The organism is Mucilaginibacter roseus (assembly GCF_021215455.1).
GTDB classification, from domain to species: domain Bacteria; phylum Bacteroidota; class Bacteroidia; order Sphingobacteriales; family Sphingobacteriaceae; genus Mucilaginibacter; species Mucilaginibacter roseus.
Window position 1 is genome coordinate 62,238 of the sequence record NZ_JAJPWV010000002.1, and the last position, 22,798, is coordinate 85,035.

Here is a 22,798-nt window from a genome sequence, read left to right on the forward strand (position 1 = left end):
TGTTTATTCCTCGCGCTTAACGTCCCAGTTTTCGAGGTAATCTGCAATTCGTTTAAGGAACGAGCCGCCCAGCATACCATCAACCACACGGTGATCATATGATAACGAAAGGTACATCATCTGCCTGATGGCGATCATATCTCCTTGCGGGGTTTCAATAACAGCCGGCTTTTTTTTGATAGCGCCAATAGCCAAAATGGCTACCTGCGGTTGGTTGATGATAGGCGTACCCATGATGTTACCAAATGTACCTATGTTGGTAATGGTAAAGGTTCCATCCTTAATATCGTCCGGACTAAGCTTATTATTACGGGCACGGTTGGCCAGATCATTAACCGCACGGGTTAAGCCTGCAAGGTTCAGCTGATCGGCATTTTTTATAACAGGCGTTATCAGGTTTCCGCTTGGTAATGCGGTAGCCATGCTTATATTGATATCCTTTTTACGGATGATCTGCGAATTTTTTACCGATACATTGATAAGCGGAAAATCCTTAATAGCTTTTACCACCGCTTCAACAAAAATCGGTGTAAAGGTAATTTTTTCTTTCTCGCGCTGCTCAAAGCTGTTCTTAATCTTATCGCGCCACATTACCAGGTTGGTAACGTCGGCCTCAACAAATGAGCTTACGTGTGGCGATACCTGCTTACTCATTACCATATGATCGGCAATAAGTTTGCGCATCCTGTCCATCTCAATGATCTCCTCATTGCCCGATGTAGATGCGGTACCTACCGGTGAAGTATACACAGGTTTAGCGACAGGTTGAGGAACTGGCTGTGGCTGTGCGGCACGTGGCTGCTGAACCTGCTGATTGCCACTTGTAGCGCGGTTTTCAAGGTAAGCCATCAAATCGTCCTTCGTTAAACGGCCATCCGCACCGGTACCCGGAATGCTATCTAATTCTTCATTAGTTATTCCTTCGGCTACCGCGATGTTGCGCACCAGCGGCGAATAAAAACGTACGGATGATGATATCGAAGGCGCAGCTTGCACCTCGCGTTGTGCTAACTGATCGGTACCCGGTATGCTGTAACTTTCCTGTTCCTGAACAGGCGTTTGTACAGGCTGCTCTGCCGCAGGCGATGCTTCCTGTTGTGGTGCGGGTTGCTGTGGTGTTTCAACGGCAGTTTCCTCACCTTCAATTTCAATAATGGCTATTACCTTGCCCACCTCTACCACGTCATCCTCGTTAAACAATATTTCAACAAGTTTACCGCTTACCGGAGATGGAATTTCGGAGTCTACCTTATCTGTAGCAATCTCGGCTATGGTGTCATCGGCTTCTACGGTGTCGCCGGGCTTTTTCACCCACTTCACAATAGTCGCTTCGGCAACACTTTCACCCATTTTAGGTAGCAATAACTGAAATTTAGCCATATATGATATAACAGTTGATCGGTCAAAAATAACTAAATCTGCGATTAAATTACCTTATCGTTAAGTAAAGTATTTAACATGCCCAAGGCGCTGATGGCCGAGCGTTCGATGTTTTGCTGACGCTTGCCCCTGAAGGTGAACTTTTTAACTAACTGCTTAGAGGCTGTTACTACTGCTATCCAAACCGTGCCTACAGGCTTATCCGGCGTACCTCCATCGGGGCCAGCAATGCCGGTTACGGCAATGGCATAGTCTGACGCGAAATTTTTAAGCGCGCCGTTAGCCATCTCGATAACCGTTTCTTCGCTTACCGCGCCAAATTGCTGGATGGTTGCTGCGTTTACGCCCAGTATACTTTGTTTAAGCTGGTTGGAATAAGATACCGCTCCCCCCAAAAATACCTTTGACGAACCTGCATGCTGGGTAAGCAAACTCGATAGAAAGCCACCGGTGCAGCTTTCCGCTGTTGATAGTGTAAGCCCGCGTTCCGTCATCATGTTCAGGATAGCCTTTTCCAGCGGGATATCTTCCCGTGCGGCCACCACATTGCTCACGCGTTCGGCAATACGGTTAGTAAAAGCGTCAACCTGCTGCTGTAAAAGCGTTTCGTCGCCATCGCTATATCCGCTTATGCGTAAACGCACCTGGCCAAGTTTTGGCAGATAAGCCAGCTTAATATAGGGTGGCAGTTCGTTTTCAATATCGGCAATACGTTCCGCCAGGTACGACTCGCCCTCGCCTACCGTTAATATGGTATTATGTATAATGGTTGAAAGCTTAAAGGTTGCCTTTATTTTTGGCAGCACCTGCTCATCCATCATATACATCATCTCAAAAGGCACGCCCGGCATCGACATGTATACCTTGCCGTTGTGGTTAAACCACATGCCCGGTGCCGTACCGTTGTTATTATTGATTACCTCGCAATTGGCAGGCACCAATGCCTGCTGGCGGTTAGTATCTAACAGCGGCCTGTTATATCGTTTAAATATTTCGAGCACATTGTTTAATGCCACTTCGCTTTCAACAAGTTCAACACCAAAATATTCGGCAAGCGTTTTTTTGGTAATGTCATCCTTTGTGGGGCCAAGGCCGCCGGTGATGAGGATGATATCAGCACGACCGGTAGCTTCAGCAAACGCTTTCAGGATATGCTCGCGATCGTCAGACACGGATGATATCTGCTTCACGCGTACGCCTATTTCATTCAGGCGTTGCGCCATCCAGGCGGAATTGGTGTCAACAATCTGCCCTATGAGTATCTCGTCGCCAATGGTAATAATTTCTGCCAGCATAATTAAAATCCTCCGCCGTAATACCTGTTGCTGGTATAATCGCTGCGCTTGGTAAGTTTAAGGTCCTGTAAAATTGATGATTTAACTTTAATGGTTACGTTGTATGATTTGTAGTAACCGAACGGCAGCCATTGTACCGACAAATCCCAGCAATGCAGATCGCGGTATATGGCGAACGATGTGGCGTCAGCCAGTTTCATGGCATTAAAGTCAAAGTTGGTTGAATATTGTATCTTCCACTTAGGTGTTATACTTACGTCGCCGCTAATCATCATCGTATTAGTGGTATTGGTAGCCACACCCGTGTTACTGTAGTTAAAGTTATAACTGAAAGATATATTCCAGGGTACAGTAAAGTCAATATAAGCGCCCGGGTCACTATTGATCAGCGATAACTGCCTTGATTGTTCGGGCGTCATGCCTTGCAGGGTATTAGGCTGTGCCTGCTTTTTGGGGCTAAAGGACGATGAATTCAAGCTACCACTCATGGATAAACCCAGGTTGGTCAGCATCGGCAACTTACCATCCTTCCAGGTGTAGCGCGCCGTTGGTTGGGCATAACGAATCACCGCTCCGTTGGTGATTGAATCGCGCACGCGCAGCACATACGGGTTAAGCGAGCCATTGAAACTAACGTTAACCTTTTGCCCAAATAAACCGGTGTGCCCCGAAAATGATATAGGCGAAAGTTTAATCGAGTCGGCCGCGAAGTTGTAAAAGGTGGATATGGAGAAGCCTTGCAAAATGGCTATCTTTTTATCCGTATTGGAGGTATCAGTAGCCTTCGGCCTAACTTTGGCTTCAATAACGTTGTCAATATTTAAACCCAAACCAGCTGAACGGCCTGCAGACGGACCGCCATAAACGGATTGCTCAAATATAGAATACGTTTGCGCGGTGTAGGTATAAGGTATTGATGCCTCACTCACAATAGTGCGGTAATAACCATAGCTCGGATCAGAAAAGTCGGGGCGGTAGCTGAACGTTAACGACGGCGTCATTACATGCCTGATGGCTTTGATTTTGCCTTTAAAATTAGCCTGGCTATAAACTTTGGTTGAAAAGCCTGCGTTCAGGTTATACTCACCGGCACGCGCGAAGCCTGCAACGGTATCAACAACCGCCGTACCCGGCGCTACGTTCGGGTTGTCACGGTCATATCGTTTACGGATGGATTGCAGATACCAGCGCTCGGTATAGTTTGCCGACGTATTAAACTGGAAGTATTTTAAAACATTCAAGCTCAAAGCAACAGGGATAGTATGCTGCATACCGTTTTGTAAACGTTTGCTTAATGTTTCGCTGGTGAACAGCTGCGACTCCGGAATATTGTTGATCTTATTTTGCGCCTGCAAGCTATAACCCACGGTAATTTTTTGATACCATTTTTGCTCGCCTATGCGGTTCTTGCTATCAAACGGGCTAAGGGTTGACATGTTGAAGGACACCGTTGGCAGATCGAGCGTTATACGCTTTTGCGATATATCCTGGCTATGGCCCAAACTTACGTTTAAGTTGAATGGCGTACCAGCCCAGGTTTTGCCATAGGCGATACTTGAACGCATGTTGTTTTGCGTTAACTGCGTAAGGCTATAGTTTTGCCCGGCAGGCGAATTTTGATAAAAGCTTGATGTACCCGCGTTAACCGAAGCACTGAACGTACTTCCGGGATGCGCGTTGGCATCCTGGCTGTGCGACCAGGAGATGTTGAAGTCCTTAGCGGCCGGATCGCCGGGCAATCCGTAGTTGTGCGAACCGTAACTCAACGTTAGGTTACCCTGATATTTGTAGCGCTTTAAATAACGTGCAGCGGTGCTCAACTCATACGATCCGCGCGAGTAGATAGACACGTTGCTGGTCATGTCCATATAATCGTTCAGCGCGATGTAGTAACCCAGGTTACGCATAAAGAAACCCAGGCGGGCGTCCTCACCGAATGTAGGGAAAATAACACCCGAAGCCCTCGACTCCGGCTTCGGGAAGAAACCGAAAGGCACACCCAACGGCAACGGAATGTTAGCGATCTCGAGATAAGCCGGGCCCGATATAATGCGGTGTTTCTCGCCTATCCCTTTTGTGATCACAATACCAAAGTGCGTATGCGGAAAAGGCTCGTTACAGGTACTGTAAATTACATTCTTGTAAGCAACCTCATCATTATTAAGCTTTTTTGCCTGTCCGCCTGATATAAAGTTTCCGTCCTGCTCAGATGCCGGGTTAAAAATCTTTCCTTTTTTGGTTTTATAGTCAAACAGCAACGAGTCGGCATAAGAGGGCTTATCATTTTTTTGCTGAAATATAGGGCGGCCAATGTAGCGGCCTGTTTTAGGGCTTGGCCTGCCGCTGGCGTATATCAGGTGGTTCTTTTTATCAATACGGATGTATTCGGCATCAAGCTCAACGTCCTCATAAGTTACCCGCGCCTTGCCGTACAGGTACATCAGGTTATTTTCGTTATCAACAATAATACTATCCTCGGCATGAGCCTTAACTTCTGATTCTAAACCGTTGGCTGATTTGCGGCCGGTATCAGTAGGCAAAACCAACGCCGAACGGCCAGTATCGCGAGCGGATGTATCACGCCGCAACGAATCTTTCGGGATGGTGTCTTTTGAAATGGCGGCGGTTGGTTTAGCGCGGGGTGGTTCGGCTTTTTTACCGAAAGGGCCTCTCATCAGGCGGCGGTCGGTAGCACGGTTACTATCCAGTTTTATAATGGTATCACGCGCTATAACTTTTGAGCTACTTTTATATCCGCTTCGGTATGCAACAGCCACCGCATTTACCGTTAATATAATAGCAAGCAGAAAAAAAGGCCTAACGAATTTCAAAATTAATAATGAATAGTATTTTTGCAGATATGGTTAACCAGCGTTCAAACATAATGAAAACACTGAATAGATTGAATTATTGTTTACGGTTACTGTTTATATCAATTGCATTTTTTTGTTTTAAAACTTCGAGGGCATCCAATTTTAATGCGCCCAAAGATACGGTTAATCAAACTAATAAATTTAAACTAAAAACTGTTATTGTTGATGCCGGGCACGGTGGCTTTCGCACCGGCGCTTCAGGCAAATACTCTGTCGAAAAAAACGTAACGCTGCAAATTGCATTTAAATTGCAGAAGGCGATAGAAAAAGAATTAAGCGATGTGAAAGTGGTGATGACCCGCACTACTGATGATGATATTTTGTGGCAAAAACGCTCGGATATTGCCAACGATGCCAAAGGCGATATCTTTATTTCTATACACTGCAATTCCCTCCCCGATCGTATAGTACGCTCAGCTTCGGGCAAAAAAACAAGGGTAGCCAATCGTTCAGGCAAAGGTGTATTACTGTTGGTGTATGGTTTTCATCGCACTAAGGAAGAAGAAAAAGCCATTAAGGACACCCGCCTAAGCGACGAGGAAGAAATGGATGCCGTGATTGACCCGAATGACCCGGCAGCCATGATACTAATGAACGAGTACAAACGCAAGTACCGCAAGCAAAGCGTAAGGTTTGCCAGTATTTTGAACCAGGAGTTTATTGAAAACGACGGCCGCCGTAGCGAGGGTATACGTGAGCAGGGCGTGCTTGTGCTTTGCCACAGCGCCATGCCGGCAGTGTTGGTTGAAACCGGTTACATCAACAATCCGGATGAGGAAGATTACCTGAATTCTGAAGAAGGACAGAACCAAATTGTAGCTACTATTGTACGCGCTTTAAAAACTCTTAAAACCGAAGTGGAAGCTTAGTGTTTATTGCCAATAAAATTAAGTTTAGTCCGTTAACTGCAAATGATGATAGCATTTTCAAGGAAATACATTTATATATTCTCTATACTTATAAGTTCTTTTTCATTAGCGCCATCCGCAAAGGCATTTGAACAGCAAACAGCCGATTCGGTACAAGCGCCGGAAGGTTTCAGGCTGCGTACGGTGGTTATTGACGCCGGGCATGGCGGTAAAGATCCGGGCGCATTTGGCCCTAACACAAACGAAAAAACGGTTACCCTTGCCTTGGCCCTCAAACTTCAAAAGGCTATTGAGCGCGATCTGCCTGGTGTTAATACCATCATGACCCGCAAGAACGACACCTTTGTGGAGTTGCACAAACGATCAGACATTGCCAACCAGGCTAAAGGGCAATTATTTATTTCCCTGCATTGCAACTCCCTGGCCAACCGTAAAGTTACCGAGGTGGTGGGTTACCGTAAGCGCAAAGGCAAAAGCATACCTATATATAAAACCAGCACGGTGGCCAACCGCAGCGGCAAAGGCGCCATGATACTGGTATACGGCTCGAGGCGTGTAGGCGCGCAGGAAGAAGCATTGCGTGAGAATGCCGTTATCTTTACGGAAAAGAACTACAAGGACAATTATGCCGGGTACGATCCCGATAATCCGGCATCGGTTATCATGCTAAACACATTTAGAGATAAATATCGTAAACAAAGTATACGCTTTGCGAGTTTAATAGACAGCGAACTCACAGGAACTTACAATCGCGAAAGTCATGGTGTGAAGGAACAGGTGGTTTTGGTGCTCGATCATACAGCCATGCCATCGGTGCTGGTTGAAACCGGGTTTATCAATAACCCGGATGAAGAAGACTACCTTACATCAGATGAAGGACAGAACGAGATTGTAAATGCTATTTTAAGCGCCCTTAAGAGTTATAAAAAACAACTGGAGAATTAGAATTTATTAAACAGCTATACCTTGAAAATCTCAAACGAAACCAAAATAGGCGTATTTACCGCAATAGCCATTACCTTATTACTATTAGCTTACAGCTACCTCAGCGGTAACGATGTTTTTTCAGGCTCAAATAAATATTACGCCATCTATAAAAATGTGGAAGGCTTAACCGTATCAAAGCCGGTTTTGGTAAATGGTTACCAGGTAGGCCGTGTTTCAAAGATGGAACTACAGCCCGACGGTCGTACAGTGGTTGAGTTTAAGGTTGACGACAAATATAACGTCCCTTCAAACACCCTGGCGCAGCTGCAAAGTACCGACCTTTTGGGCGGTAAGGCCATTGTTTTTGATTTAGGCGACAGCTCGCAGCCGGCCCAGGATGAAGACACGCTGCGTGCCGATATTCAAGGCAGCCTTGCGGAAAGCTTACAGCCGATACAGAAAAAGGCGGAAGCGTTAATTACCAAGATGGATTCGTCGCTGGCATCAATCAACCGCATAATGAACCCGGCTTTTGAAAAAAATGTTGACCGTAGCTTTGCCAGCATTGCCAACTCCCTGCAAACGCTTGAAGGCACTACTAAAAAAATAGATGCACTTGTTGGGTCGCAATCATCGCATATTAACACCATCATGGGCAATGCAGCTACCGTATCTGGTAACCTGAAGGGTACTACCGCTCACTTTAATGACATCGCCCTTAACTTTAAAAAATTCAGTAACGACCTGGCATCTACAGATCTGAAGAAGACCATGGACAATGTTGATAAAACTATGGCTAACCTGGAATTAACCACCAATAAAATTAACAGCAGGGATGGCAGCTTAGGTTTATTGATTAACGACAGTACCATGTACAAAAACCTGAGTGCAGCATCAGCCAATCTTAACAACTTGTTTATTGACCTGAAGGCTCACCCTAAACGCTACGTTAGCTTCTCGATATTTGGAGGCGGTAAAGATTAAGAAATTTTAGACTTCACACATACATGAGGCTGCACGGGTAACCGGCAGCCTTTTTTATTGAAATAAATAATCACGCACATGCTGCCAGGGGCCATCAAGATAACGCCACAGGCTAAATCCTAAACCCTGTGCTGTAAACGGAGTAAACGAACCGGATAATTCCTTCAAAGTATTTGCGGCTGTATTAGCGTTGACTTTGTTCTGTATGGTGATGTGCGGCCATAGCTTTTGCCTGTCCTGCGGAATGAGCCATTGCTGCCATTGCCGTTGCAGGTTGCCGTGGAGCTTTTGCAGCTCGGCACTATCGCACTTAAAAGCTACACCATTACCAATCGAAACCATATTGGTTATGATGACTTCTAAACGTTGCTGCCCGGCTGCCAAATTTTCAATGGTATTGTTAATACCTGGTTCGTTAGCAGGCAGGTGATGAAAAAGCGTGAGGTGTGCATCCAAAAAGTTCCTTTCAGGAGGGAAATATTTCTTGCGTAACTGGTTAAAGTAAATTTGTGCCTTATCGTCCAGTTTCAGGGTTAAAATGAGTGGCTTTTCCGTGTGCATCAGGCTTTGTTTTTCACCCTGCTTTCAACGCTCAATAATTTATAATGTTTGGCTGCGGCGGTGGAGATTTAGCCGGCTTGTAACTCACTGACCGGCAAATGTGTAATTACCATTTTTCAACCCAATGTAATAAGGCATTGTTAAGTTATTAATTAGTGCAATTTTTTCTTGCATAAATAAAAATTAATACGATACTTTGCACAAAATTTAAAAACGCAAATAAATACTGTATAAATGAACCAGCAAAGCTTTTATAAGCCAGTTACAAGAGCAATTTTTGCTCCTGTTGCCAATGCTTTGGTTTCAGTTATCTTTATATGTATTCCGTCTCGACGACGATTGTTTATCCCCCGGGTTTAATTTACACTGCTACAACCCATTGAAGAGTTTTTGATGTTAAACTCTGTCAACAAAAAATCATCTGATTACTTAATAGGTTATATATAACCGTTTAGTTTACAGCAATCATTCTATTTTTTTAATGACCATAAACGATTTTGATATATTAGTTGCATCAGCACAACACGTTGATTTTGCGCAGCAGATATGTGATGAAATGGCTGAATCAGCTAAGGCACGCGGTACCGGTATCGCACAACGCTCGCCTGAATATGTGGCCAACAAAATGCTTGAAGGCAAGGCTGTTATAGCGTTACATAAAGATGGCACCTGGGCAGGCTTTTGCTATATTGAAACCTGGAGCCACGGGCAATTTGTTGCGAACTCCGGGCTTATTGTTAACCCTAACTTTCGTAAGGTGGGCCTGGCTAAAGCTATTAAAGAAAAGATATTTGAACTTTCGCGCACTAAATATCCCGATGCCAAGCTTTTCGGCCTGACTACGGGGCTGGCGGTGATGAAGATAAACTCTGATCTTGGGTACGAGCCGGTTACCTACTCTGAGCTTACACAGGACGAGGAATTTTGGAAAGGCTGCAAAAGCTGCGTTAACTACGATATCCTGATGAGCAAGGGCCGTAAAAACTGCATGTGCACTGCCATGCTTTTTGATCCGGCTGATAAAGCTAAACAGGCCGAAAGTAAATTGAAGAAAATAACACACAAGGCTACCCTGCTTCAGCGTTTGGAAAACGCGTTGCGCGGATCATCAAAAATTATTGCACTATTAGCAAAGGTTTAAACTTTTAACCCGGTTGAACAAACATATATAATGAAGAAAAAAGTAGTATTGGCATACAGCGGCGGTTTAGATACATCGTTTTGCTGCATTTATTTAACCCGCGACCTTGGCTTAGAGGTGCACTCGGTAATTGTAAACACCGGCGGTTTTAGCGACGAAGAGCTTAAAAGCGTTGAAGAACGTGCCTTTAAAATGGGCGTAACCAGCCACCACGTTGTTGACGAGACCACCAATTTTTACGATAGCTGTGTGCGTTACCTTATTTATGGTAACGTGTTAAAAAACAATACTTACCCTCTTTCGGTAAGTGCCGAGCGCGTTAGCCAGGCCACAGCAATTGCCAATTACGCTAAAGAGATCGGTGCTGAATATGTTGCCCATGGTAGTACCGGTGCCGGTAATGACCAGGTGCGTTTTGATATGATTTTCAACATTCTGATACCGGATGTAAAGATTCTTACCCCTATCCGCGACCTTAAACTGAGCCGCGAAGAGGAGATAGAATACCTGAAAAAGCACGGCGTTGAAATGAACTTTGAGAAAGCCAAATATTCTATCAACAAAGGTATTTGGGGTACATCTGTTGGGGGTAAAGAAACCCTGACCTCTAATTTAGGTTTACCCGAAGAAGCATGGCCTACACAGGTAACCGCTACCGAAGAAAAGAACCTGGAGTTGACCTTTGAAAAAGGCGAACTGGTTGCCATTGATGGCGATCGGTACGATCATCCAACCAAAGCTATACAGGCCTTACAAGCTATTGCCCAACCTTATGGTGTTGGCCGTGATATACACGTTGGCGATACCATTATCGGCATTAAGGGCCGCGTTGGTTTTGAGGCTGCCGCACCGGTGATCATCATCAAGGCTCACCATACATTAGAAAAACATGTACTTACCAAATGGCAGTTAACGTGGAAAGACCAATTGGCTACATTTTACGGCAACTGGCTGCACGAAGGGCAGTTTCACGACCCGATTATGCGCAACATGGAAGCGTTTTTAACCGATACGCAAAAAACTGTTAGCGGCAAGGTATACGTTCAGCTTAACCCTTACCGTTTCCATGTAGTGGGTATCGAGTCAGATCATGACCTGATGTCGAACAAATTTGGCAGCTACGGTGAAATGAACAATGCATGGAGCGGTGAGGATGTAAAAGGATTCTCCAAAATATTTGGCAATCAGGTGATGATCTATCATAAAGTTAACTCATAGCCCCCTTACCCCCTAAAGGGGGATTAAAAGTCGATATGTCATCAACAGAAAACAATAGTACTGCTAATGTTACTCCCCCTTCAGGGGGCTGGGAAGCGACCACTATTTTTTCAAAAAGCGAATGCCTTAACCATTATGTATGGGGCGATGATTGCCACGGCTGGACCTTTGTTGATACAGACGGACTATCCGTTAAGCAGGAGTTAATGCCTCCTGATACGGCTGAAGAGTTGCATTACCATGAAAAGGCAACGCAACTCTTCTTTATACTAAAAGGAAGGGCAACCTTTGTGATAGACGCTGTCGAGCATGCTCTGCGTGAGCAGCAAGGCATCGAAATTAAGCCGGGTCAGCAACATTACATCAGTAATAAATGGGATATCGACCTGGAATTTATTTTGTACTCATATCCATCTACAAAAAATGACAGGGTTATCCCCTAACCCCTAAAGGGGAACTAATTTTATTATAATGACTGAGTTACATTCAAACATATCCACCGACAATTCCCCTTCAAGGGACGGGAGCATACGTGCAGGAATTATAGGCGGTGCAGGTTATACCGGCGGAGAAATGCTGCGCATTCTCATCAATCACCCTAATGTTGAGATAGCTTTTGTGCATAGTAACAGCAATGCGGGCAATTATGTATATGAAGTACATTCGGACCTGTTTGGCGATACAGACCTGAAATTTGCGTCTGAGCTATCGACCGATATCGATGTGCTGTTTTTATGTGTCGGACATGGCGACGCGCGTAAATTTTTAGAGACCAACGCTATTCCTGATACTGTTAAGATCATTGATCTTAGTCAGGATTTCAGGCTAAAGCCGAAAGCAAGCATCGGCACCAAGAACTTTGTTTACGGCCTGCCGGAATTAAACCGTGATGCCATCCGCACAGCGCAGAATGTTGCTAATCCGGGTTGCTTTGCCACCTGTTTGCAGTTGGGCTTGCTGCCGCTTGCAGCCAAAGGACTGATAACCACAGAAGTAAACATAACCGCTACCACAGGTTCAACCGGTGCAGGGCAAAGCCTTTCAAGCACGTCGCATTTTAGCTGGCGGAATGATAACCTGTCGGTTTATAAAGCGTTTGACCATCAGCATCTGAACGAAATAGGACAGTCGCTTAATCAGTTACAGTCAGATTTCACTCCTCCTTCAGCCGGCTGGGGAGCCTTGAATTTCATCCCCTACCGTGGCGATTTTACACGTGGTATTATTGCATCTATGTACACTGATAGTGATTTAACGCAGGAAGAAGCGTTAGCACTGTATACGGATTTTTATAAAGATCAGGCGTTTACCCATGTTACCGATAGAAATATCGACTTAAAGCAGGTAGTAAACACTAACAAATGCTTTATACAGGTTAAAAAGCACGGAAATAAGCTATTAATAATAAGCATTATAGACAATTTACTCAAAGGCGCGTCAGGCCAGGCGGTTCAAAACATGAACCTACTGTTTGGTCTGGATGAACGCGCCGGATTACGATTGAAAGCGATTGGATTTTAAGTAGTGTGTTAGTAAAACGTCATTGCGAGGTACGAAGCAATCTCAAACCCACCCAACCCTCCCAAAGGGAGGGCTATCATAAATAAAGTTCTCCCCTTGGGGAGGATTTAGGAGGGGTTAGTCGTAATGACGTAATTTTTTAATCTTATATAACCTTATAAATAAATGGATCTGTTCGACGTATATCCAATTAATAATATAAACATTACCCGTGGCACCGGCAGCCTTGTTTATGATGACAAGGGCACCGAGTATCTTGACCTGTATGGTGGCCATGCTGTTATTTCAATTGGCCATACCAACCCGCATTACGTAAAGCGTTTGGAAGACCAGTTGCACCAGATCGGTTTCTATTCAAACTCGATAGAGATTCCGTTGCAAAAGCAACTGGCTGAAAAGCTGGGCCATGTATCAGGCAAAGAAGATTACCAGTTGTTTCTGTGTAACTCAGGTGCCGAGGCCAATGAGAATGCCCTGAAACTGGCCTCATTCTACAATGGTAAAAAAAAGGTTATCGCTTTCCGCAAGGCGTTTCATGGTCGTACATCATTGGCTGTTGCCGTAACTGATAACCCGAAGATAGTTGCTCCCGTTAACAAAACAGATAACGTGATATTCCTGCCTTGGTGCGACGAAGCAGCTTTGGAGCAAGCGTTCGCCGGTAACGAAATATCATCCGTAATTATTGAAGGCATACAAGGTGTAGGCGGCATACAGGTAGCTACTGAAAGCTTTCTGCAAAAGATCAGAGCATTATGCGATCAGCATAACGCGGTATTTATTGCCGACTCGGTACAATGCGGTTATGGCCGTACCGGCAAGTTCTTCTCGCATGATTTTGCGGGCGTTGATGCCGATATTTACAGTATGGCTAAGGGCATGGGTAATGGCTTTCCTATCGGTGGTATCATTATATCGCCTAAAATAAAACCGGCTTACGGTATGCTGGGTACTACCTTTGGCGGCAACCACCTGGCTTGCGCTGCAGGCTTGGCGGTGCTTGAAGTTATTGAGCAGGATAACCTGCTGCAAAACGCTGCCGAAATTGGTGGTTATCTGATAAGCGAACTAAAGAAACTTGAGCAGGTGAAAGAAGTTCGCGGTCGTGGGCTGATGATCGGTATTGAACTGCCCGAAGAGCTTAGCCATGTACGCAAAGACCTATTGTTCAAGCATCATATTTTCACCGGCGAGGCCAAGCCAAATGTGGTTAGGCTGTTACCGGCTTTAAACCTTACTAAAGCGTATGCCGACAGATTTTTAGAGGCGTTCAAACAAACCATCGCTTCAGCATAAACAGAAATAGGCTTATGAAATTATTTACATCCGTACACGACGTATCCGACATTAACGCGCTTGCAGCCGAGGCTTTACAGCTAAAGCAAAACCCTTTTGCACATCAGCATCTGGGCAAAAGTAAAACGCTGGGACTGGTATTTTTAAACCCGAGCCTGCGCACCCGCATGAGCACGCAAAAAGCGGCGCTTAACCTGGGCATGAACGTTATGGTGCTGAATATTGACAAGGAAGGTTGGGCCTTGGAATTGCAGGACGGCGCTATTATGAATGGCGGCACAGTTGAGCACGTACGTGAAGCCGCCGCCGTAATGGGTCAATATGTCGACATTATTGGTGTACGTTCTTTTCCGGGATTGAAAGACCGTGAAGAGGATTACAGCGAAGCCATATTTAACAAGTTTGTACAATATTGCGGTGTTCCGGTTGTAAGCCTTGAATCGGCCACACGCCACCCGCTACAGAGTTTGGCAGATCTGGTTACTATTCAGGAGCTAAAGAAAACAGCACGCCCGAAAGTGGTTTTAGCATGGGCGCCGCACATTAAAGCGCTGCCACAAGCTGTGCCCAACTCATTTGCCGAGTGGATGTGTAAGGCCGATATTGACTTTACCATCGCGCATCCCGCGGGTTATGAATTGAACACTGATTTTACCGACGGTGCAACCATCACCAATGATTTAAATGAGGCGCTTAGCGGGGCCGATTTTATCTATGTAAAAAATTGGTCGGCTTACGAGCCTTACGGTAAGGTATTGCCCGGCAATGAGGATTGGATGCTCAACAACGAAAAGCTTAAATTAAGTAATAACGCCAAGGTTATGCACTGCCTGCCGGTACGCCGTAACCTCGAACTGTCTGACGAGATATTGGACGGACCCAACTCTGTCGTAGTGCATGAGGCGGGTAACCGTGTTTGGGCAGCACAAGCGGTATTAAAACAAATGCTGGAAACTCTTTAATTTACATTCAGCTTTAAGCTGTTCACCCTCTTTCTGTAAAAACGGAAAGAGGGTTTACTTTTTATCTCCATACCAGGCACTTATAACTCTATTCAAGGTTAGTCCCTGCACTATTATTGAAAATATAACTACGAAATAAGTGGCTGACAGTATGAGGCCTTTATGCTCAGACCCAGGCAATGTTAAGGCAAGCGCTATAGATATGCCGCCCCTCACACCGGCCCAGGTAAGTATATTGATGCTGCCGTAATTTACATCCAGCGAACGCCTTAAAAAAGTAATTGGCAGCATAATGCTTAGCCAGCGAGCAATGAGTAATACAATAACGGATATGCTACCGATCAGCCAGTAATTGTTTATTGCCGGTATGTTGATCATTTGCAGCCCGATCATCACGAATAGAATGGTATTGAGCATTTCGTCAACCAGTTCCCAAAAGCTGGCAAGTTCCTGATGCGAGCGTTCACTTTTATCAATATTGATCGATTCGCTACCCGCGAACAGTCCAGCCGTTACCACCGCCAACGGGATTGACAGATGCCAGAATGAGGCTATTACCGAATTACCCATCACAAGAGCAAATGACACAAGAACAATGGTTTGAAAATCAGTAATCGACCGCATCAAGCGGTGCGCTATATAACCGGTAAATGCCCCCAAAGCAATCCCACCAAAAACCTCCTGAGTAAATAGAATAAAAGCCTTGTGAAAATCGGTACTGTTAACGCCGGCCTCTGCTATTTCAAGCAGCGTGATAAACAATACCAGTCCTATCCCATCATTAAAAAGGGATTCGCCCGATACAATCGTTTCGAGTTTTTGCGGTAGTTTAGACTCCTTGATAATTGCCGACACGGCAACCGGATCGGTAGGTGAAATGAGGGCACCAAAAATGAGGCAGTATAGCAAGGGTACGTTAAGTTCGAGCAAATCTGTTACAAAATACATCAATCCGCCAAAAATTGCAGTTGACAATATAACCCCTACAGTACTTAGCGTTATAACCGGCCACATCTGCCGTTTTAATTTTGTTTTATCAATACGGAACGCTGTAGCAAACAACAGGAAGCCAAGCATGATATTTAGCACCGTACGCGAAAAATCAATACTATGTGCCAATTCGGTTAGCCGCCTGGCCCAATCTGTGTTTAACTTATTGCTGATGATAATTCCGATTGACCCAATGATGGCTATTGTAATAACACCAATTGTACCGGGCAGCTTAATGAACCTTGCATTTATGTAAGAGTAAATTGCGCTTAAAACAATAAGTAAAGAAATAATTACAAATAATTCCATTTAGGGTTGAGCGGCTGTATAATTTGCTAACACCTGCATTTGCAAAAAGTTTAGCGCACATGCCTTACAACCAATAGCTATTGCAATAATGCCCGGCAAATATTACCTAAATTATATTTATGGCTCCTTTCGGAGTTATTTAACTTAAAATTCACAATAAAATGCAATTTTCAATAAATAACACCTGTTTTATCGTCATCATAGCAATTACAGCGTTTAATAATAGATGACTCTATCTATTTTCCGTCATATATTCTTTAAAGCCGGTCAAATCGTTAACAAATCGACTTAAAATATTATTTTTGCACGTATATTTTTAGTATATTCATGCGGATGCTTTAAAGGTTTTTAGGCTCCGTACTACAGCTTAGAAAAACATTGAGATCACTACATATTATTAAGATTGGCGGTAATGTTATTGATAACTCCGAAAATCTTTACCACTTTTTAAAAGACTTTACAGCACTTGAGGGCGATAAGATACTGGTACATGGCGGCGGTAAGGTAGCTACGCAATTATCAGAGACCTTGGGCATTGAGGCCAAGTTGGTTGACGGGCGCCGGATAACCGATATTGAAACTTTGAGGGTAGTGACTATGGTGTACGGCGGATTGATCAATAAAAACATAGTTGCCCAGTTGCAGCGGTTTGGCACTAATGCAATTGGCCTTACCGGTGCCGACGGTAACTTTATCCGCACAAAAAAAAGGCCTGTAAAAACAATCGATTACGGTTTTGTGGGCGATATTGATTCAGGCTCTATCAACCCCGAAAACATAAGCCGTTTGCTGGATGCGGGTTTCACACCGGTGTTTTGCGCCATTACACATGATGGTGAAGGTCAATTACTGAACACCAATGCGGATACTATCGCCTCGGCTTTAGCGGTATCATTAGCCAGGCTTTATGAAACTACGTTGATCTATTGCTTTGAAAAAGCAGGTGTGTTACACGATATAAATGATGAGGATTCCATCATTCGCGATATCAATCCTGAAAGATACCAGGAACTAAAAGAACAACAAATTATACACAGCGGTATGCTGCCGAAGCTGGACAATGCTTTCTCAGCCATTGCCTGCGGTGTAAAATCAGTAATTATAGGTAAGTCGGATGATTTAAGCCGCCTGCAACAGAAACAACCATTTGGGACAAGGTTAAGTAATTAGTTATGAATGCAAATCAGCAAATTGCCATTTTAGGCAGCGGTAACATCGGATTATCATTAGCAAAGGGATTGGTTACCGCCAATATATGCCAGCCATCGCAGGTAATACTCACCCGCCGAAATATTGAGGCATTGGCCGAGTATGAAGAACAGGGTTATCAAACCACATCAGCCAATTTAAAGGCTGTAAAAAAAGCTGATATTGTAGTGCTGGCTGTACTGCCGCAGCAGCTTAATAAACTGCTTGACGAGATAAAGCCAGCCATAAAATCAGAAAAGCAATTGCTGGTTTCGGTAATATCAGGCGTTAGCTGTGATGATATACGTCGCTATCTGGAAATGAACATACAGGTATTAAGGGCAATGCCTAACACGGCTATCGCCATTGGCCAATCCATGACGTGTATAGCCACCGATAACGGTACGCCTAAAAATGTAAACCTGGTACGCTCACTGTTTAATACCGTTGGCGTTACCATACAGATCAACGAAGAACTGATGACATCGGCCACGGCGCTTTGTGCCTGCGGTATCGCGTTCTTTTTACGGTCAATACGCGCGGCATCGCAAGGCGGCACTGAAATTGGGTTCCATGCACAGGATGCCTTACGCATGGCTGCCCAAACCGCTAAAGGTGCCGCGGATTTGTTACTGCAATTAGCCTCACACCCTGAACAGGAAATTGATAAGGTAACCTCACCGAAAGGCTGTACCATTGCCGGCCTGAACGAGATGGAACACCACGGTTTCAGCTCTGCCATGATAAAAGGCATCAAGTTCTCAGCTGAAAAAGCCGGTGAACTTTACCACGAAGATTAATTCACAATTAAGATATTCATCAAGGTCCTCCCCTTTGGGGAGGATTATTCACTATGATTATTTTTAGCGGTGCTTATGAGGGCTTCGCCATTTAGAAAGGGTTACTTGTCAGGATCAAACCTGTAAATAATCGCATCCGCCGGAAGTAACGACACCTCCATTTCATCACGGAACGAACCTAAATTCTGTTTACCCAAAATTTCGGTAACGCTACATTTAGCTGGAATATTTAAACGTTTGGCAATTAGTTTAAAAGTCGCCTCCTTATTGGTATAATTAAAAACCGCTACGTAGTGACACTTCCCAATTTTGTTTACAAATATTGACGACGCGCCCTCGCCAACATTACCATCTACCGGTTTAAAAGCCTTGCCGTTTCTTACGATCTTCAATAGCTCCGGGTTTTGCAGATATTGTTTAGCACGAGCTTTCCATGGGCCATCAGCAGCGTAATCATCACCAGTCATTAATGTGCCTGTAATTACGCCTGACAGTAAACGTGCACGATTAGCCCCTTCGCTTTCCGTTGAAAATACGATGTGGTCGGCGTCTATATGATCGTATACATAGCTTTGCCACCAGCCGTAAGTAACGCTATTGAGGGTGTAACGGCTGTCTTTGATAGATTTAAAAGCATCGCAGGCTATGCGGCGGGTATGTACGTACCGGCCGCTGGCTAAACTTGGCGATATAGCCGCGTAGATTAGCATCTGCCCGTCAATACGTTTAATCAAATGCTCCATACCCTTGCGGTAAGCCTGCATACCAGTGGTTACACCCTTATCATAAAATCCGGTAGACTCAACAGCTGCATGGCCCAAAAAGTCGATCTTAATCATAGTGAAACCGCAAGCCTTAAAATGATCAATCATATAGTTAATGCGCGCCTGCGTACCCGGATGTGTTGGGTCGATAGCTCGTGCACCATCCAGCTCATGGTATTGGCTGCCGATCTTCGTCCAAGCCTCGCCCCAGGTGTGGTTGCTGCCTTCCATCTTTCTGTCCGGGCCCGATTTAAAACCCCAATCCGTAAAGGGAGCCCAGTAAATACCGGGCTGTAGTCCTTTAGCCTTGCAGTGATCGGCAAACTCTTTCAGCGTTGAAAAATCGCGCTCGCCGTTTTTATTTGTAAGCAGGTTATCCCAGTACGAATCCAGGTCGATGTAAGCAGTATTACCTGAGCGGAAACCTCTAAGGCTGTCGGCAAAAAAATCAGCTACCTTAATGGCTTTATCAAAGGTCAGCTTTTCCTGTATCACGCCCCAGCTATTCCAGCCTATAGGTGTGGGTTTTGTCCATTTGGCTACAAAAGGCGGCTGGGCTATGCGGTTGGCCTTGCCAAATGCCTCAAGTCCTGCGCGGTAATCGGCAAAATAGCCAACAAAGATTAATGGTGAAGAAACCTCACTCCCGCTTACCATACCGTGGGCAATCTTGTCGCGGGTAACGCCTTCTTCGGTATAGCCGGCAACAACTTTTATGGCATTGCTTTCCGCAGCGGCGGTGGTTACGCCGGTTTTCCAAACCATATGCTCAACCGAACCCACCACCAATCCGCCACGGGTATTGTTATCATAAACCGCCCCCACTTCGGCACTGGTTACCTTTTCACTCCCCTTAAATTGTTTTGCGTTATAACTGATAAAGGTATCGTTATCAAAAGGCATAAACAGCGAATACACATTGCCGCTGATCTGCTTAAAGCCACCCTCTAACGGCACCATATTATTAGTAGATATGGCCTTACCTTTAATAATCAGTTGTGTATAAAAACTGCCCTCATTATAAGTATAAAATACCTGCTGCATGGTCGGCAATCCGTTAGCCGACAAAGTAACGACATGCTTCACTCCTTTGCCAAACCCAGTATTAACAGCAGCTTTAGCGTATGCCCTGTTTGTGTATTTAGCTGTCGACAGGTTTTGCCCGTTAACAACTGCAGACGCTGAAATATGCGTAAAAACCGTTTCGCCTTTTTGATAAACATTATATAAACCTGAAGTAAGGTTGTAACTTATATAATTATTAGCGCCATAAGCGATTTTAATAATTTTAGATTGCGCATTAACCGAAGCAGCCAGGCTCATGACCAAGCACAATGCGGCAGTTTTTATTGCATTTTTTATACTGATGAACATAGTTACGCCTTAACAGATTTTGTGGTTATAAATTTACCGTTCACTTTAAGCTTTACGATTTTTGGCGTAGCCGAGATTACTTTATAATTAACCACCTTTCCATCTTTCCAGCTAAAACTAACGGTAAAATTGCCACGTGCCTTAAAGCCTTTAGCAGTACCCTCGGCTTTCCAGCTATCCGGAATGGCAGGCAGCAAATTGATATAACCTTCATGGCTTTGGATCAGCATTTCGGCAATGCCGGCTGTGGTGCCAAAGTTACCATCGATCTGGAACGGCGGCCCGGCAGAGAGCAAATTGGGGTAAATGCCGCCACCTGCGCCATAATTAATATCGGTACGCTCGGTTGGTTTCATGATCTCGGTGAATAGTTTATAAGCGCGGTTACCATCGTGCAGGCGTGCCCAAAACAATAGTTTATAGGCTATAGTCCAGCTTGGCCCATCATCTCCCCTAACCTCAAGTGTTTTTTTAGCGGCTTCGGCCCACTCTGGTGTACCATTGGCTGTAATGAGCGACGCCGGGTACAAACCGTACAAATGCGATATGTGGCGGTGCTGCGGATCGGTTTCCTTATAATCTTCCAACCATTCCATCACCCGTCCATCCTTAGCTATGTTTACTGCCGGTGGCAGGCTGTTTAGCATATCCCTCAGTTTTATACGAAAGTCGGCATCAATACGCAAGGTTTGCGAGGCGGTGATAACATTGTTAAATAACTCACGGATGATCTGATTATCAATGGTAGCCCCCTTACAAATACTTGCATGTTTGCCGTTGGGCAGGTAAAAACTATTTTCGGGAGATGATGACGGCGATGTTACCAGCCAAAGCGTTTTTTTATCCCGTGTGAGTATACTGCTGTAAAATTGGGCTGCGCCTTTTAAAATCGGGTATATCTTTTTCAGATACTGCCTGTCATTACTAAAAGCGTAATGATCCCACAGGTTGTTACATAACCAGCCCGAACCGGCCTTGGTTATCCCCCACGAGGCACTTTCGCCTGGCTCAGTAAAACCCCAGATATTAGTGATAACATGCGCCGCCCAGCCATCGGCATTGTAATACGCTTTGGCAGTGCGTTTGCCCGGTTCTATCATACCGTCTACCAAATCCGCCAGCGGCAGGTTAAGTTCGGACAGGTTAGCTACCTCAACCGGCCAGTGGTTCATTTGCACGTTTACATCCAGGTGATAATCGCCGTTCCAAGGGGTTTGTACCTGGTTAGCCCACAAGCCTTGCAGGTTTGGCGGCAACAGCCCTACCCTTGTGCTGCTGATGCTTAGGTATCGCCCAAACTGAAAAAACAAAGCAGGTAATCCCTTATCTGTCGATGGATTTTTATGAAAGGCGATCAACCGTTGATTAGTAGGTAAACTATCAGCCTTATTACTCTTACCCAATGTTAAACTAAGCCTGTTAAAACGACTTAAATAGCTGCCCGTATGTCCCAGCCTATGCATGTAATATGAACTCTTTACCGCCTGATTAAGCAAGCTGTCGATCCTCTGTTTATAGCGCTGATCTTTATAATCCGTACCCATCGATATAAAAAGCGTAACCTCATCAGCCCCTTTTATCTCGAGCGTATTATCTGCAGTGCTTTGCGTGCCGCCTTTCAGTACAGCCTTAACATTCGCTAAAAATTGCATGCCGGGTTTATCGGTACCACTTTTAAGGCCGCCAGCCATTTGCAGGGTATTGCCATCCACGCTTACCTCAGCGCGTTCAGGTCTGCTTAATGATATGCTTAAATTCAGCATCCCTTTTTTATCTGCCATCAGGTGGATAACGCTTACATCAGTACCAAAGCTGGTAAAATATTCGCGCCTGTAAGTTACGCCGTTTACAACGTAGCTGGCAGATGCGGTGGCTTCTTCCAAAGACAATTCACGCCTGTAATTACTGTATTGCGGTTCCTTGCCATCGCCATAATTGAATTTAATATTGAGATCGCCAAACATTTGGAAACAGCCAAACGGCACATCACCGGAGCCAGGGGCTTTACATACAAAGTTTTTGTCGATCAGATCCTGGGCTTCATCGTTTTTGCCTTCATCAAGCAGACGGCGTATCTGCGGCAGGTATTTGTAGGCCTCATAATTATTGGCATCCTGCGGCGCGCCCGACCATAGGGTTATATCATTCAGCACGATTTTTTCGTTACTTACACCACCATCCGGCATCATACCCAGGCGGCCGTTGCCCAGCGGCAGGGTCTCTTCCCAAACACGGGCGGGCTTATCATACCATAGCTTTAAGGCTTGCGCGTTAACTGCCGACATCTGGGCAGAAAATGCCAAAACCAATACACATAAAGCTTTTTTAACAATTCTCATCTTTTAA

The 22,798-nt window shown here is 44.9% G+C and carries 18 protein-coding genes; 11 read left to right on the forward strand and 7 right to left on the reverse strand.

The genetic code is table 11. From position 1 onward, the window contains the following. Positions 1-3 precede the first annotated feature (3 nt). From LT679_RS05125 to LT679_RS05135, 3 genes are read right to left on the reverse strand one after another with little or no spacing between them, the layout of a single operon-like run. The gene (locus LT679_RS05125; protein ID WP_232176173.1) at positions 4-1,380 is read right to left on the reverse strand and encodes a dihydrolipoamide acetyltransferase family protein; all 1,377 of its coding nucleotides are present in this window, start codon (positions 1,378-1,380) and stop codon (positions 4-6) included. A 44-nt stretch (positions 1,381-1,424) separates the two neighbouring features. Next, positions 1,425-2,675: a competence/damage-inducible protein A gene (locus LT679_RS05130; RefSeq protein WP_232176175.1), complete on the reverse strand. Its 1,251-nt coding sequence runs from the start codon at positions 2,673-2,675 to the stop codon at positions 1,425-1,427. A gap of 2 nt (positions 2,676-2,677) precedes the next feature. Next, on the reverse strand, positions 2,678-5,452 hold the full coding sequence (locus LT679_RS05135) for a putative LPS assembly protein LptD (RefSeq protein ID WP_232176177.1): 2,775 nt from the start codon (positions 5,450-5,452) through the stop codon (positions 2,678-2,680). Positions 5,453-5,559: 107 nt separating this feature from the next. On the opposite strand from LT679_RS05135, the gene LT679_RS05140 reads away from it, so the two are divergent. Genes LT679_RS05140 through LT679_RS05150 form a run of 3 tightly spaced genes read left to right on the forward strand, consistent with a single transcriptional unit; the run spans position 5,560 to position 8,328 of the window. Continuing rightward, positions 5,560-6,417 (forward strand): N-acetylmuramoyl-L-alanine amidase family protein, encoded by an 858-nt coding sequence (locus LT679_RS05140; RefSeq protein ID WP_232176179.1) that lies wholly within the window; start codon positions 5,560-5,562, stop codon positions 6,415-6,417. Between the two features lie 42 nt (positions 6,418-6,459). Further along, positions 6,460-7,362, forward strand: coding sequence for an N-acetylmuramoyl-L-alanine amidase family protein (locus LT679_RS05145; protein WP_232176181.1), 903 nt, complete (start codon positions 6,460-6,462; stop codon positions 7,360-7,362). A 21-nt stretch (positions 7,363-7,383) separates the two neighbouring features. Next, positions 7,384-8,328, forward strand: a complete 945-nt coding sequence (locus LT679_RS05150; RefSeq protein WP_232176183.1) for an MlaD family protein — start codon at positions 7,384-7,386, stop codon at positions 8,326-8,328. Between the two features lie 54 nt (positions 8,329-8,382). On the opposite strand, the gene LT679_RS05155 is transcribed toward LT679_RS05150, so the two are convergent. Then, positions 8,383-8,889 carry a 2'-5' RNA ligase family protein gene (locus tag LT679_RS05155; protein WP_232176190.1) on the reverse strand — a complete coding sequence of 169 codons (507 nt, stop codon included), beginning with the start codon at positions 8,887-8,889 and terminating at the stop codon, positions 8,383-8,385. 481 nt (positions 8,890-9,370) lie between these two features. Between LT679_RS05155 and LT679_RS05160 the strand changes: the two genes are divergently transcribed. The 6 genes from LT679_RS05160 to LT679_RS05185 all read left to right on the forward strand — a co-directional run bounded on the left by LT679_RS05160 (position 9,371) and on the right by LT679_RS05185 (position 15,027). Beyond that, positions 9,371-10,030, forward strand: a complete 660-nt coding sequence (locus LT679_RS05160) for a GNAT family N-acetyltransferase (protein ID WP_232176192.1) — start codon at positions 9,371-9,373, stop codon at positions 10,028-10,030. A 30-nt stretch (positions 10,031-10,060) separates the two neighbouring features. After that, positions 10,061-11,248, forward strand: coding sequence for an argininosuccinate synthase (argG, locus tag LT679_RS05165; RefSeq protein WP_232176194.1), 1,188 nt, complete (start codon positions 10,061-10,063; stop codon positions 11,246-11,248). Positions 11,249-11,283: 35 nt separating this feature from the next. After that, positions 11,284-11,691 (forward strand): cupin domain-containing protein, encoded by a 408-nt coding sequence (locus LT679_RS05170; protein ID WP_232176195.1) that lies wholly within the window; start codon positions 11,284-11,286, stop codon positions 11,689-11,691. Between the two features lie 28 nt (positions 11,692-11,719). Beyond that, positions 11,720-12,769, forward strand: a complete 1,050-nt coding sequence (gene argC / locus LT679_RS05175; RefSeq protein ID WP_232176197.1) for an N-acetyl-gamma-glutamyl-phosphate reductase — start codon at positions 11,720-11,722, stop codon at positions 12,767-12,769. Between the two features lie 165 nt (positions 12,770-12,934). Next, positions 12,935-14,065, forward strand: a complete 1,131-nt coding sequence (locus LT679_RS05180) for an aspartate aminotransferase family protein (RefSeq protein WP_232176199.1) — start codon at positions 12,935-12,937, stop codon at positions 14,063-14,065. A 14-nt stretch (positions 14,066-14,079) separates the two neighbouring features. Next, complete coding sequence (locus LT679_RS05185; protein ID WP_232176201.1) at positions 14,080-15,027, forward strand: N-acetylornithine carbamoyltransferase; 948 nt, start codon at positions 14,080-14,082, stop codon at positions 15,025-15,027. Between the two features lie 54 nt (positions 15,028-15,081). Here the strand turns inward: LT679_RS05185 and LT679_RS05190 are convergent, their stop codons facing one another. Continuing rightward, positions 15,082-16,326 (reverse strand): cation:proton antiporter, encoded by a 1,245-nt coding sequence (locus LT679_RS05190; RefSeq protein ID WP_232176203.1) that lies wholly within the window; start codon positions 16,324-16,326, stop codon positions 15,082-15,084. A gap of 378 nt (positions 16,327-16,704) precedes the next feature. Between LT679_RS05190 and argB the strand changes: the two genes are divergently transcribed. Further along, positions 16,705-17,496 (forward strand): acetylglutamate kinase, encoded by a 792-nt coding sequence (gene argB, locus LT679_RS05195; RefSeq protein WP_232176205.1) that lies wholly within the window; start codon positions 16,705-16,707, stop codon positions 17,494-17,496. Between the two features lie 2 nt (positions 17,497-17,498). Next, the gene (gene proC, locus LT679_RS05200; protein ID WP_232176207.1) at positions 17,499-18,314 is read left to right on the forward strand and encodes a pyrroline-5-carboxylate reductase; all 816 of its coding nucleotides are present in this window, start codon (positions 17,499-17,501) and stop codon (positions 18,312-18,314) included. Between the two features lie 101 nt (positions 18,315-18,415). Here the strand turns inward: proC and LT679_RS05205 are convergent, their stop codons facing one another. Further along, positions 18,416-20,452, reverse strand: a complete 2,037-nt coding sequence (locus LT679_RS05205; protein WP_232176209.1) for an alpha-amylase family protein — start codon at positions 20,450-20,452, stop codon at positions 18,416-18,418. A 2-nt stretch (positions 20,453-20,454) separates the two neighbouring features. Continuing rightward, entirely contained in the window at positions 20,455-22,791 is a 2,337-nt protein-coding gene (locus LT679_RS05210; RefSeq protein WP_232176211.1) for a glycoside hydrolase family 95 protein, read from the reverse strand. Positions 22,792-22,798: the final 7 nt, after the last annotated feature.